Here is a 13,055-nt window from a genome sequence, read left to right on the forward strand (position 1 = left end):
GGAAAAAAGCGGTTGCAGATGGGATATTCCTTGTCCGCAATCCCGTGTGTTACCGGACAGGCTCAACAGAAGGCTTGCCGGAGCAGATGACGCCAGCCGTGACATGGGTGTCGCCTGGCGTAGCGGTTGCCAACAGGACTAATGATTCACGCACTTCGGTGCTCAGGGACTATTTGATGACACAACAACACCCCCTCGTAAGACTGGTCAACAGTACCAGCCTGGTTAGCCAGATCCTGGTCGGTCTGGTCTTCGGTATCCTCCTTGCCATGTTCATGCCGGAATGGGCCAAAACAGCGGGTCTGCTCGGCAGCCTGTTCGTCGGTGCCCTGAAGGCGGTCGCCCCGCTGCTGGTCTTTGTACTGGTCATGGCGGCGATCATCGGCCACAAGCAGGGCCAGAAGACCAACATGAAACCGATCCTGCTGCTCTATCTGCTGGGTACCTTCCTGGCTGCTGCGGTCGCCGTCGTGGCCAGCTTCCTGTTCCCCTCCAACCTGCATCTGGTGGCCAACAGTGCCGAGATCACCCCGCCGGGCGGCATCACCGAGGTACTGCAGACCCTGCTGTTCAACGTGGTGACCAACCCGGTCAAGGCGCTGCTGGATGCCAACTACATCGGCATTCTGGCCTGGGCCATCGGTCTTGGCATCGCCATGCGCCACGCCAGCGAGGGCACCAAGGCGGTGATCACCGACCTGTCCCACGGCGTCTCCACCATCGTGAAAGCGGTGATCCGCTGCGCGCCGCTCGGCATTCTGGGCCTGGTTGCCTCCACCCTGGCGGAAACCGGTTTTGACGCCCTGTTCGGCTATGCCCAGCTGTTGGTGGTGCTGATCGGCTGCATGCTGTTCATCGCCTTCGTGGTCAACCCGCTGATCGTGTTCTGGAAGATCAAGCGCAACCCCTATCCGCTGGTGCTGACCTGCCTGAAAGAGAGCGGCGTGACCGCCTTCTTTACCCGCAGCTCCGCCGCCAACATCCCGGTCAACATGGCGCTGGCCGAGAAGCTGCGCCTGCCGGAAGACACCTATGCGGTCTCCATCCCGCTGGGTGCCACCATCAACATGGCCGGTGCCGCCATCACCATCACCGTGCTCTCCATGGCGGCGGTACACACTCTGGGGATGGAAGTGGATCTGGCCACCGCCATTCTGCTCTCCGTGGTCGCCACCATCAGTGCCTGCGGTGCGTCCGGCGTGGCCGGCGGCTCCCTGCTGCTGATCCCGTTGGCGTGCAGCCTGTTTGGTATCAGCAACGACATCGCCATGCAGGTGGTAGCCGTGGGCTTCATCATCGGGGTACTGCAGGATTCTGCAGAGACTGCCCTGAACAGCTCCACCGACGTGCTGTTCACCGCCGCGGCCTGCATGGCCGAAGATGAAACCCTGCTGGATGCCGCGCCGGTGCCCAATAGCGAAGCCTGATAGCACCGTCTTCACCGCACTGAAAACGCCCTCATTCGAGGGCGTTTTTTATGGTCTGGTGATCTGGGGGCTGGTCTGGTCCGGTCCGCATCTTCGTGAGATGAGGGGAGCAGGCTGCAGTGAATACCGCAGGCGCATCAAGAGCCTGGATGAACGCATGGTCAGGCAGGCTGCGTGACACCGGCTTGTATAAGCTGCACGCGTTACGGGCTAGCCAATTGCCGGTTGCCGTTCGGGGGGGATGACGAGATAAGAGGGGAATAGGAGGGATGGGGAGCAGGGCCGGTGTTTTGCGAGTGGCGGGTTGGCCAAGATGCCTGTGCATGCTCGCCTGCTGGAGAGTCATCATCCGCTGCTGTTGGCACCATAAAAAATGCCAGCCGGTTACCCGGCTGGCATTGTTGCTGGTATGGCCGAGTGTCAGCCGAGCAGTTGGTAGAGGATGGCGGAGATGGCCGTCATCCCCATCACAGCCACGAAGACGTTGCTGATATGGCCCTGATACTTCGCCATGGCCGGTACGCGCTTGATGGCGTACATCGGCATGATGAACAGGATGGTGGCGATGATGGGGCCGCCCATCGACTCGATCATGCCGAGGATGGAGGGGTTGATCACCGCGGTGCCCCACAGGGTCAGGATGAAGAAGGCGATGATGAACATCTCGACCTTCTTGTGGTTCGGCTCCTTGCCGGACTTGCGCAGGTTCTGGACGATCATCCCCTTCAGGCCTTCACGGGCACCCAGGTAGTGGCCGAAGAAGGAGGAGACGATGGCCACGAACGCCACCAGCGGACCGAAGTAGGAGATGATGGGGCTGGCGTGCTGGTTGGCCAGGTAGGAGAGCACGGCGATGTTCTGGGACTTGGCTTCTGCCAGCTGTGCCGGAGTCAGGCTCATCACGCAGGAGAAGACGAAGAACATCACGAAACCGAGCAGGATGGTGGCGGTGCGCTTGAGGATGGCGTCAGATTTCTCGACCGCGTTCTCGCCGTGATCGCGGCGCTGGGCCAGCGAGAAGCTGGAGATGGCCGGGCTGTGGTTGAAGGAGAACACCAGCACCGGAATGGTCAGCCACAGGGTGATGGCAAAGTCCTTGCCGGACGGCATCTGGGAGAGGGCCGCGCCGGTCCAGTCCGGGATCAGGTAGAAGGAGATCCCCACCAGGATGGCGATGAGCGGGTAGACCAGAAACTCGGTCACCTTCAGCATCAGTTTTTCACCGGCCAGCATCACCGACATCATGCCCATGATCAGCACGATGGAGAGGATCCAGCGCGGGGGCGCCGTCATCTGCAACTGGTTGACCATGAAGCTCTCAACCGTGTTGGTAATGCCTACCCCGTAGATCAGCACGATGGGGTAGATGGCGAAGAAGTAGAGCAGGGTGATCAACTTGCCGGCACCCACGCCGAAGTGCTCTTCCACCACTTCCGTGATGTCGGCATCGGGTCTGCTGGAGGAGAGCACGAAGCGGGCGAGGCCGCGGTGGGCCAGGTAGGTCATGGGGCCGACCAGCAGCGCCATCACCACCAGTGGCCAGAAGCCACCCATGCCGGCGTTGATGGGCAAAAACAGAATGCCGGCGCCGACGGCGGTGCCGAACAGGCTGATCACCCAGCTGGTGTCTTGCTTGGTCCAACCACGCGATTGGATGGAGCGGGATCCTTGCTCCTGTGAGGTCGCAACGTCCTGTGCGCCGGTGACAGTATTAGACATGTGTCTCACCCCGAATTGTGGTTTTTATTGAATCGGCGCAAGGATACGGTTTTTTTAATCAAAAATGTTGATCAAATTCACCTTTATGGGGCTCAAACCCGCATTCTTTTGTGGAAATGTGATCGAAAGAAGAATTAATCAATTATTTTTTATAAAAACATACGTTGGTTTAATGTTAATGCACGAATGTTGCACAATCATTTGTAGGCAAAATGTTATATGGCAAGTTGCCGGGAGAGTTGGCGGATCATGCTGGCGGTGGCGCCCCAGATGAAGTGGTGCTGCCAGGGGATCCAGTAGATGGTGTGCAGGTGATCGGCTCTGGGAATGGTGAGCGCGATATGGTGGCGTGGATCCAGCAGGTGGTTGAGCGGCACCTCAAAAGCCTGGTCGACCTCGTCCGGGCTCAGGGTGAGCTGATAGTCGGCCGTGACCAGCCCCAGCACCGGCAGTACGTCGTATTGGGAGACGGTGTTGAGGGGCGTGAGGGTGCCCAGCACCTCTATCTGGGCAGGGACTATGCCGAGCTCTTCCTGGGTTTCCCGCAGCGCCGTGTGGATCAAGTCCCGGTCGTCCGGATCCTGCCTGCCGCCAGGGAAGCTTATCTGCCCTGCGTGGTGGCGCAGGTGCGGGCTGCGCCGGGTCAGCAGCAGTTGCAGGCCGTCGGCCCGCTCGACCAGCGGCAGCAGCACGGCGGCGGGCTTGAGCCCGGCCACCGTCAGCCGGTGGGCGGGGGCGGGGCGTTGCAATAAAAAGCGGGTCAGCAGTTCGGCACGTTCCATCTCGATTCTTTTTCGCTCCAGTTGCTGTGATCCATTTTGTCAGGTTTTCAACGCAGTGTGTCCAGCAGCGGCAGAATGCGGGCCACCTTGTCATAGGTTTCCTGATATTCGTCGTCCACGTCGGAGTCGGCAATGACGCCGCCACCGGCCCAGCAGTGGAGCTGTCCCTGTGCGGCGATCAGGGTGCGGATGCAGATGCTGGTATCCATCCGGCCATGCTGGCTCAGATAACCGATGCTGCCGCAGTAGGCGTTGCGCCGCTGGGGCTCCAGCTCTTCGATGATCTCCATGGCCCGGATCTTGGGGGCGCCGGTGATGGAGCCGCCGGGGAAACAGGCGCGCAGCAGGTCCACCGCCTGCCACTGGGCGTCCAGCTCGCCGTGGATGGTGGATACCAGGTGATGCACCGCCGGAAAAGACTCTACCGCAAACAGGCTGGGCACGCTGACCGAGCCGGGCCGACTCACCCGGCCGATGTCGTTGCGCAGCAGATCCACGATCATCAGATTTTCCGATCTGTCCTTGTCGGCGCCAGCGAGCTCCAGGGCACTGGCCTGATCTTGCTCCGGGTCGGCCAGTCGCGGGCGGGTGCCCTTGATGGGCTTGGTCTCGATATGGCGCTGGTCGAGCAACAGGAAGCGCTCGGGGGAGAGGCTCAATATGGCGCCCTGCGGCAAGCGCAGGAAGGCCGAGAAGGGGGCGCGGTTGGCCTGTGACAGCGCCTGATAGGCCTGCCACTCGTCGCCCCGATAGGGCGCGCTGAAGCGCTGGGTCAGGTTGATCTGATAGCAGTCCCCGGCGGCCAGATAGGCCTGGACCTTGGCAAACTTGTCACCGTATTGCGCGCGGCTCATGTTGCTCTGCCATCTTCCCTGAAGCGCAAAGGGCTCAGTGGCGGTAGCCTGCTGCGCCTCAAGCCACAGCAGGCGGCGTGCAAGGCCGGCTTCATCGCCCCAGTGCACCAGCTGCCACTGGCCCGTTGCCACGTCCCGCAGCAGGGCCCAGTCATAGATGCCGACCGCCATGTCCGGGATGGTCACGTCACGGGCGGCCAGGCTCGGCAGACGCTCGAAACGGCGGCCCAGATCATAGCCAAACAGCCCGAGTGCACCGCCGATGAAGGGCAGGGGCGTCGCTTGACTGATGACCTCTCCCAGCAACGTGTGCTGGCGTTGGGCCAGCAGCGTCAACGGATCATCTTCACGGGATTCGTGCTGATCACCCTGCGCGATGCGGGTCAGCGTTCCCTCGGTCTGCAAAGTGGCCAGCGGATCGGCGGTGATGATGTCAAAGCTGTTGTCTGCTCCCTGCGGGCCGGCGGATTCCAGCAACATGGCCCAGGGCAGATGATGAAGGCGTGCGAACAGGGCATGGAGCGCTGTCTGGTGATCAAAATGGTGGATATGCAGCGTTGGTTTCATTTTTTGTTACACAGGCAACAGTTTACAGCCTGCTCCCTAGCCGGTACGGGGGTGGCAAGCGTATCATAGCCGCCGGAATTTTTAGAAAAAACACGCCGTTGTCTTATCGGGCCGACAGGCAAGCCGCCTGGCACCACCCCACCGAAGCACGGCTCATATGGAAGCCCTTGCTCTGCATCGAGCCGGAGACAAGGACCAGTGAGGATGATATGAGCATCATTAAAAAACAGGATTTTATCGATTCCATCGCCGACGCCCTGCAGTACATCTCCTACTACCACCCCCTCGATTTCGTGCAGGCCGCCAAGGCTGCCTATGACCGCGAGATCAACCCGGCTGCCAAGGACGCCCTGGCCCAGATCCTGATCAACTCCCGCATGTCCGCCGAAGGGCATCGCCCCTTGTGTCAGGATACCGGCATCGTCACCTGCTTCGTCAAGATCGGCATGCAGGTGCAGTGGGACAGCGACATGACGGTACAGGAGATGGTTGACGAGGGCACCCGCCGTGCCTACACCAATCCGGACAACCCGCTGCGCGCTTCCGTGCTGGCCGACCCCGCCGGCAGTCGCAAGAACACCAAGGACAACGCCCCGGCCGTGGTGCACATCGACATGATCCCGGGTGACAAGGTGGAGGTGAGCATCGCGGCCAAGGGCGGCGGCTCCGAGAACAAGTCCAAGATGGTGATGCTCAACCCCTCCGACGACGTGGTGGAGTGGGTGCTCAAAACCGTGCCGACCATGGGCGCCGGCTGGTGTCCACCCGGCATGCTGGGGATCGGCATCGGCGGTACTGCCGAGAAGGCGGCCGTACTGGCCAAAGAAGCCTTGATGGAGCATATCGACATTCAGGAGCTGATCACCCGTGGCCCGCAAACCACCGAAGAGAAGCTGCGGGTCGAGCTCTATGACAAGGTCAACAAGCTGGGGATCGGTGCCCAGGGCCTCGGCGGTCTCACTACCGTGCTGGATGTGAAGGTGAAATCTGCGCCGACCCACGCCGCTTCCAAGCCGGTGGTGATGATCCCCAACTGCGCGGCGACCCGTCACGTGCACTTCGAACTGGATGGCTCCGGCCCGGCCGAGCTGACACCGCCGAAGCTGGAAGATTGGCCGGAGATCTCCCGCTCGGCTGGCGGCAACGTGCGCCGTGTCAATGTCGACGGCATCACCAAGGCAGAGCTTGCCAGCTGGAAGAGCGGGGATACCGTGCTGCTCTCCGGCAAGATCCTGACCGGTCGCGACGCCGCTCACAAACGCATTGCCGACATGCTGAAAAAAGGTGAGGGGCTACCGGAAGGGGTCGATTTCACCAACCGCTTCATCTATTACGTCGGCCCGGTCGATGCCGTGCGTGACGAAGTGGTCGGCCCGGCCGGCCCGACCACCTCCACCCGGATGGACAAGTTCACCGACATGATGCTGGGAGAAACCGGCCTTATCGGCATGATCGGTAAATCCGAGCGAGGCCCCAAGACGGTCGAGAGCATCAAGCAGCACCAGGCTGTCTATCTGATGGCCGTCGGTGGTGCCGCCTATCTCGTGGCCAAGGCCATCAAGAAAGCGCGGGTAGTGGCCTTTGCCGACCTGGGTATGGAAGCCATCTATGAGTTCGAGGTGGAAGATATGCCGGTGACCGTGGCGGTCGACTCCCGGGGCAACAATATCCATGAGACAGGCCCGGCTTACTGGTCTGCCAAGATTGCCGAGCTCGATGGCAAACTGGCGTGAGCGAAAGCTGTTTGATGGCTGCTCACTCACGGTCCGGAGACTTGTCTCAAGGCTCAGCGTGAACTGACGCGGCACGTGACCGTCATGAATGTAGCCGTCATACAGCAGCCGTCATAACAGACAGAACGAAGGCGACCCCAGGGTCGCCTTCTCTTTTGGCCTGCGTGCAGTCGACTGAGTCAACGGCCACCGGCTAACTGCCAACTATGTTCACTGTGAGGAGCTCTGCGCCTCGCTTTCAAAACCGGCTTCCACTTCCGTCTGTCGGCAGGCACTTGCCGCTGTTGTCTGATGGCTGCAGGGCTCTTGTCACTGAGTGATTGCTGGGCTGTTCAGCGCTCACCGAAAAACCCGTTCAACTCACCAGCCAATCCGACAAGACGTCTCCTCACATTCTTGGCATGTCAGTGGTTGAGATAGACATCCTGCCCGCCATAGACCAGTGAACCACTGTGGACAGGAGAGGATGCGGCCGGCTCGAAGAAACGGGTCAGTACCCCGCAGCGTTGTCCCAACTTGCTCAACTTGGCGCGATCCAGCATGACCTGCTCCGGCAGCCAGGTCAGCACGGCGGCGCAGCGGCCGTTGCCCAGACTCTGTTCCAGCGTACGTTGCCAGTTTTTGATTTTGGGGCTGTGTACCACCAATACTCTGGCGGGATTGATCCCCTGTGCCTGCAGCTGCTTGGCTATTGGCAGGCCGGGTGGCGCGATCAACAGGATCCAGCCGGTATCACCATGGCTCAGTCTCACCAGCTCATCAAGCAGCAGGGCTTCATGGGCAATCGTTGCGCTATAACGCTCATCATCCATGTTGCCTTGATGCCGGGTGGGCCAGGGATTGCTCATCCCGGCTGAGGTGATGATCGGGTGCTGACTCATGGGCTGGCTCATATGTTTGTCCTGTATGAATAACCATGCTGTATGTGTATACAGTAGTTGCTGTTGGTGCCAGTGACAAGCCATTTGTGGTAAAAAATGTGATCGAATTGGCAGTGGTTGATTCTATGATGTTGATTGTAAAGGTTATTTATTTGATGTTGGCGGTGGGTGTTTTTTAGCCTATGGACAAAGCAGGAGGGGACGCCCATGGTTATACAGTATGTCTTGCACAGAGGAGAGATGAGATGGACGTCAGCACCTTGCAACGACTGGATGCCAATATCCTGCTCGGGATCATCAATGAGAAGCTGCGGCTGGAGTGTGACGGGCTGGAAGAGTTGTTGGCCTACTACGACATGACGGAAGATCAGCTGGCTACCCGCTTATTGCAGATAGGCTATCACTATGACCCCATGAGCAACCAGTTCAAGGCCCATGGTTGACCCGCTGAAATCAACCGCACAGCCTTGGTCTTTGCTTTTCATGAACAGCGCACATTGAAATCGTTTTCAATGTGCGCTGAATTTTCAGTTATTTTCAAGGATTTTCAGCACTTGGCAATCATTGAAAACCTATTCACGTATTTATATTTTCATGAAGAGATTAACTGTATGATTTTTAATGAAATTAAAGATTCATAATGACAGCTTTCAGGAAAGGGTTTTCAAGCTTGAACTGTCATTTTTATGCGTTAAAGTGTGACTTGCGTTAACTTTTAAACCAGCGGCTTTAGCTAGTATGCCCACGCCGGAACATATTCTGAGATAACAACAGCGCCGGTCCCTGATGGGATAACAATTTATTATTCTGTAACGAAGGAAATGGTTTATGGCTACCAAGAAGAAGACAGACCAGGATCTCCAACTGGATAAAGATCAGCTCAAGGCGAGTATCGTGCGTCACCTGCGTTCTACCTTGGGTACAAGCGAACAGAAAGCCTCGCCAGAAGCGTGGTGGAAAGCGACCGCAGCCGCCGTCAACGAACAGGTGTACGAGCGCCTGACCCGTACTCAGCAGACTCACTTCAAGAAAGATACTCGTGCGATTCACTATCTCTCTGCTGAATTCCTGATGGGGCGTTTGACCTCCAACAACCTGCACAACCTCTCCCTGTACAAAATTTGCGAAGAGGCGCTGGGTGAACTCGGTCTGGAACTGACCGATCTGTGTGAACAAGAGCCCGACATGGCGCTCGGTAATGGCGGTCTGGGCCGTCTGGCTGCCTGCTTCATCGATTCCCTGGCGACCCTGAACTACCCGGCGGTTGGCTATGGTATCCACTACGAGCACGGCCTGTTTCGTCAGGAAATTCAGGATGGTCGCCAGATTGAGCGCCCCGACTCCTGGCGTGAATATGGCAACCCCTGGGAGATCTGCCGCCCGGAATCCGTGCAGGAGATCCCGCTCTACGGCTATGTGGAGACCGTCTTTGGCGACAACGGTGGCCTCAAGAAGGTGTGGCACGCCGGCCGCAAGATCAAAGGGGTGCCTTGGGATATCCCGGTGGTCGGTTTTGGCGGTCATACCGTCAACATCCTGCGCCTGTGGGAATCCCGCGCCTCCGAGTTCTTTGACTGGGACGTGTTCAACGCCGGTGGCTATATCGATTCCCAGGCGGAGAAAGCACAGGCCGAGACCATCTCCAAGGTGCTCTATCCGAACGATGAGACCGATGCGGGCAAAGAGCTGCGCCTGATCCAGCAGTACTTCTTCTGTGCCTGCTCCATCAAGGACATCATGCGTCGCTACAAGCGGGTGCATAGCGCCGACTTCAGCAACTTTGCCGCCCAGATTGCCATCCAGCTCAACGATACCCACCCCACCGTGGCCATCCCGGAACTGATGCGGGTGCTGGTGGACGAAGAGGGGCTGACCTGGGACGCGGCCTGGGCCATCAGCTATCAGGTCTTCTCCTACACCAACCACACCCTGCTGCCGGAAGCGCTGGAGAAGTGGTCGGTCAGCCTGTTCGAGAAGGTGCTGCCCCGTCATCTTGAGGTGATCTATGAGATCAACGCCCGCTTCCTGAGCGAGCTGGTGGAACCCAAGTGGCCGGGTAACGACGCCATCAAGGCCAAGCTCTCCATCATCGAAGAGGGTGATGTGCGCAAGGTGCGCATGGGTAACCTGTGCGTCATCGGCTCCTCCAAGGTCAACGGCGTGGCCGAGATCCACTCCAAACTGGTGAAGGAAGATCTCTTCCCCGAGTATGCCGAGCTGTGGCCCCAGAAGATGTGCAACGTCACCAACGGGGTGACCCCGCGTCGCTGGCTGCTGGCTTGCAACCCGGAACTGGCCGAGCTGTACAACGAGGTGGTGGGCAAAGAGTGGCCGCTGCAGCTCGACAAGCTGCGCAGCGTGGTCAAGTTTGCCGACGACAAGGCGTTCCAGCAGCAGTTCATGACCATCAAGCGCCACAATAAGGAAAAGCTGGTCAAGGTGATCAAGGCCGAAACCGGCATCGAGGTGAGCTCGGAGGCGATCTTCGACGTCCAGATCAAGCGCCTGCACGAGTACAAGCGTCAACAGCTGAACCTCATCCATATCATGGCGCTCTACCGTCGCCTACTGGCCAACCCGGACTATGACATGCACCCGCGGGTGTTCATCTTCGGCTCCAAGGCGGCGCCCGGTTACAAGCTGGCCAAAGACATCATCTACGCCATCAACAAGCTGGCGGAGCGGGTCAACAACGATGCGCGCATCCAGGGCAAGCTGAAAGTGGTGTTCATGCCGAACTACCGTGTGAGCCTGGCTGAGAAGCTGATCCCGGCGGCTGATGTCTCCGAACAGATCTCCACCGCAGGCTACGAAGCCTCCGGTACCGGCAACATGAAGATGGCACTGAACGGCGCCATCACCATCGGTACGCTGGACGGCGCCAACATCGAGATCGCCGAAGAGGCGGGAGCCGAGAACTGCGCCATCTTCGGTCTGAACGTGGACGAGGTGAAGGCATTGAAGGGGCGCGGCTACAACCCGTACGACTTCTACTATGCCAACTCCGAGCTCAAAGCGGTGCTGGACTGGTTCGATACCGACTACTTCACGCCGGGTCGTCCGGGCGAGCTCTCCTCCATCAAGCGTTCCTTGCTGGAAGGGGGGGATCCCTACCTGACCCTGGCCGATTTCGCCTCCTACTCGGAAGCCCACAAGCTGATCGATAGCTGGTATCGGGATCCGGCCCTGTGGGCGAAGAAGGCCATCATCAACTCGGCCACCATGGGCAAATTCAACTCCGATCGCTCCATCCAGGACTATGTGGATCGCATCTGGCAATTGAAACCCTGCAGCATCGGTTAACCAGACGGTAAACCAGCAAACCCCCGCCATGCGGGGGTTTTTTATTTTGAGTGGGCGGTGTTGGTGATGGGGGATTGCGGAAAAGAGAGTACAAGAGAAAACGTCAAACACCCACCTTCACCATACGGCTCTTTTGGCTGAGAACAGTGGCTGTTCACAGGTGGTGAACGGGTGAGAAGGAGGGCTGTCTGGCCGAAACTGCATACAGAAGAGGCAATAAAAAGGCCCCGTCAGGGGCCTTGGTACTCGGATATCAGTGCAGTATGTCACCCATGAAGTAGGCGAGCAGGGTCAGAATGACGGTGAAGACCAGGTTCAGCACCAGGCCGGCCCGCATCATCTCACGCTGCTTGATATGGCCGCTGGCGAACACGATGGCGTTGGGCGGGGTGGCCACCGGCAGCATGAAGGCGCAGGAGGCGCCGACGGCGATCAGCACGGAGACGACGATGGGCGATACGCCCAGCGCCTGGGCTACCCCGGCAAACAGCGGCACCAGCAGGGCGGCGGTGGCGGTGTTGGAGACCAGCTCGGTCAGGAATACCACGAACGCGGCCAGACAGAGCAGGATGATGAAGATCGGCATGGTGGCCAGACCGTTGGAGAGGTGCTCCGCCAGGAAGGCGTTGGCCCCGGTCTGCTTCAGGATGGCGCTTAAGGTGAGGCCACCACCAAACAGCATCAGCACGCCCCAGTCGGTGTTCTGGTTGATGTCATCCCAGCTGGCCACTCGGCTGATGGCAATGGCCACAATGGCACCCATGGCGATCAGGGTATCGAACTGGGGAATGCCCCCCATTGCCTTGGCAATGGGCTGGGAGCCGATCCACAGCAGTACTGTGGTCAGGAAGATGAGCAAGGTGATCTTGCGTTGACCGGTCCACTGGATGGTGACCTTCTCGGTGCTGACCTGATGGGAGAGGTTGGGACGGGTCACCATATAAAGCAGGCCGATGCCCACTGGCATGAAGATGAGTACCACCGGGATGCCAAACTTCATCCAGTCGGTGAAACCCAGCCCCATCTGGGCAGCTGCGATGGCGTTGGGCGGGCTGCCGACCAGGGTGCCGATGCCGCCGATGCTGGCGCTGTAGGCGACCCCCAGCAGGACGAAGACCAGGGTACGGCGCTCCTTGTGGGCGTCGAGACCTTTCAGCATGCCGAGGGCCAGCGGCATCATCATGGCGGCGGTGGCGGTGTTGCTGATCCACATGGAAAGCGCGGCCGTGATGGTGAAGAGCACGATGGCGGCCCAGCCGAGGTGGCCCCTGGCAAGCTGCATCACCTTGGCGGCGATCTGGGTATCCAGCCCCTGTTTGGAGAGTGCGGCGGCCAGTGCAAAGCCGCCGAAGAACAGAAACAGCACCGGGTTGGCGAAATCCGTCAGCGACTTGCTCATGTCAAAGACCCCGAGCAGGGTGGCAAGTACCGGGATGGAGAGAGCCGTGATGGTGATGTTGACTGCTTCAGTCAGCCAGAGGATGGCGATGAAGACCAGGATCCCCAGCCCCTTGTTGACGTTGGGGTCAAAGGGGAGCCAGGCCAGCATGGCACAGAGCAGCAACACATCCAGGATGACGATCCCGGATTTGATGTCTAGCCAGCGTGATGGGGTAGTGGAGGGTACTGCAGATGTGTGCATATTGTTCTCTCGGTTAATTTATGGTTGTTGTTGTGTTGCCGAGATTACATTCATCCCCCCGTTTGAAACAGGGGGAACTGGTCAAAGCATGCCGGGACTCACAGAGTCAAGGTAAATGAAAACATTAAATAAACACAAATTAAACAT

Annotated in this window: 9 protein-coding genes; 4 read left to right on the forward strand and 5 right to left on the reverse strand. The window is 59.1% G+C overall.

All coding sequences use genetic code 11. From position 1 onward, the window contains the following. Positions 1-176: 176 nt before the first annotated feature. Positions 177-1,427, forward strand: coding sequence for a serine/threonine transporter SstT (gene sstT / locus OKC29_RS01545; RefSeq protein WP_011706271.1), 1,251 nt, complete (start codon positions 177-179; stop codon positions 1,425-1,427). 420 nt (positions 1,428-1,847) lie between these two features. On the opposite strand, the gene OKC29_RS01550 is transcribed toward sstT, so the two are convergent. The 3 genes from OKC29_RS01550 to pabB form a co-directional block, all read right to left on the reverse strand. Next, positions 1,848-3,146, reverse strand: coding sequence for a serine/threonine transporter (locus tag OKC29_RS01550; protein ID WP_073350090.1), 1,299 nt, complete (start codon positions 3,144-3,146; stop codon positions 1,848-1,850). A gap of 215 nt (positions 3,147-3,361) precedes the next feature. After that, entirely contained in the window at positions 3,362-3,928 is a 567-nt protein-coding gene (locus OKC29_RS01555; protein WP_073350091.1) for a CoA pyrophosphatase, read from the reverse strand. 47 nt (positions 3,929-3,975) lie between these two features. Beyond that, a complete protein-coding gene (gene pabB, locus OKC29_RS01560) occupies positions 3,976-5,262 on the reverse strand; it encodes an aminodeoxychorismate synthase component I (protein ID WP_232091008.1) in 1,287 nt (428 codons plus the stop codon). A gap of 296 nt (positions 5,263-5,558) precedes the next feature. Between pabB and OKC29_RS01565 the strand changes: the two genes are divergently transcribed. After that, positions 5,559-7,082, forward strand: a complete 1,524-nt coding sequence (locus tag OKC29_RS01565; RefSeq protein WP_162275675.1) for a fumarate hydratase — start codon at positions 5,559-5,561, stop codon at positions 7,080-7,082. 404 nt (positions 7,083-7,486) lie between these two features. Here OKC29_RS01565 and OKC29_RS01570 read toward each other — a convergent pair whose 3' ends face one another. Continuing rightward, positions 7,487-7,975, reverse strand: coding sequence for a cell division inhibitor (locus OKC29_RS01570; RefSeq protein WP_162275676.1), 489 nt, complete (start codon positions 7,973-7,975; stop codon positions 7,487-7,489). A 233-nt stretch (positions 7,976-8,208) separates the two neighbouring features. On the opposite strand from OKC29_RS01570, the gene OKC29_RS01575 reads away from it, so the two are divergent. Together OKC29_RS01575 and OKC29_RS01580 are read left to right on the forward strand one after the other, a co-directional pair. Beyond that, positions 8,209-8,406 carry a DUF4250 domain-containing protein gene (locus tag OKC29_RS01575; protein WP_005300391.1) on the forward strand — a complete coding sequence of 66 codons (198 nt, stop codon included), beginning with the start codon at positions 8,209-8,211 and terminating at the stop codon, positions 8,404-8,406. A 385-nt stretch (positions 8,407-8,791) separates the two neighbouring features. After that, the gene (locus tag OKC29_RS01580; RefSeq protein ID WP_073350094.1) at positions 8,792-11,266 is read left to right on the forward strand and encodes a glycogen/starch/alpha-glucan phosphorylase; all 2,475 of its coding nucleotides are present in this window, start codon (positions 8,792-8,794) and stop codon (positions 11,264-11,266) included. A gap of 253 nt (positions 11,267-11,519) precedes the next feature. Here OKC29_RS01580 and OKC29_RS01585 read toward each other — a convergent pair whose 3' ends face one another. Beyond that, on the reverse strand, positions 11,520-12,908 hold the full coding sequence (locus tag OKC29_RS01585) for an SLC13 family permease (protein WP_043163108.1): 1,389 nt from the start codon (positions 12,906-12,908) through the stop codon (positions 11,520-11,522). Between the last annotated feature and the right edge of the window lie 147 nt (positions 12,909-13,055).

The sequence above is a fragment of the Aeromonas sp. QDB34 genome (genome assembly GCF_027705405.1).
Classification (GTDB): domain Bacteria; phylum Pseudomonadota; class Gammaproteobacteria; order Enterobacterales; family Aeromonadaceae; genus Aeromonas; species Aeromonas hydrophila.

Excerpts from the sequence above, each read along its gene's own strand:
- OKC29_RS01580 (WP_073350094.1), top strand. The coding sequence starts at position 8,792 with ATGGCTACCAAGAAGAAGACAGACCAGGATCTCCAACTGGATAAAGAT.
- sstT (WP_011706271.1), top strand. The coding sequence starts at position 177 with ATGACACAACAACACCCCCTCGTAAGACTGGTCAACAGTACCAGCCTG.
- OKC29_RS01565 (WP_162275675.1), top strand. The coding sequence starts at position 5,559 with ATGAGCATCATTAAAAAACAGGATTTTATCGATTCCATCGCCGACGCC.
- OKC29_RS01585 (WP_043163108.1), bottom strand. The coding sequence starts at position 12,908 with ATGCACACATCTGCAGTACCCTCCACTACCCCATCACGCTGGCTAGAC.
- OKC29_RS01575 (WP_005300391.1), top strand. The coding sequence starts at position 8,209 with ATGGACGTCAGCACCTTGCAACGACTGGATGCCAATATCCTGCTCGGG.
- pabB (WP_232091008.1), bottom strand. The coding sequence starts at position 5,262 with ATGTTGCTGGAATCCGCCGGCCCGCAGGGAGCAGACAACAGCTTTGAC.
- OKC29_RS01550 (WP_073350090.1), bottom strand. The coding sequence starts at position 3,146 with ATGTCTAATACTGTCACCGGCGCACAGGACGTTGCGACCTCACAGGAG.
- OKC29_RS01555 (WP_073350091.1), bottom strand. The coding sequence starts at position 3,928 with ATGGAACGTGCCGAACTGCTGACCCGCTTTTTATTGCAACGCCCCGCC.
- OKC29_RS01570 (WP_162275676.1), bottom strand. The coding sequence starts at position 7,975 with ATGAGCCAGCCCATGAGTCAGCACCCGATCATCACCTCAGCCGGGATG.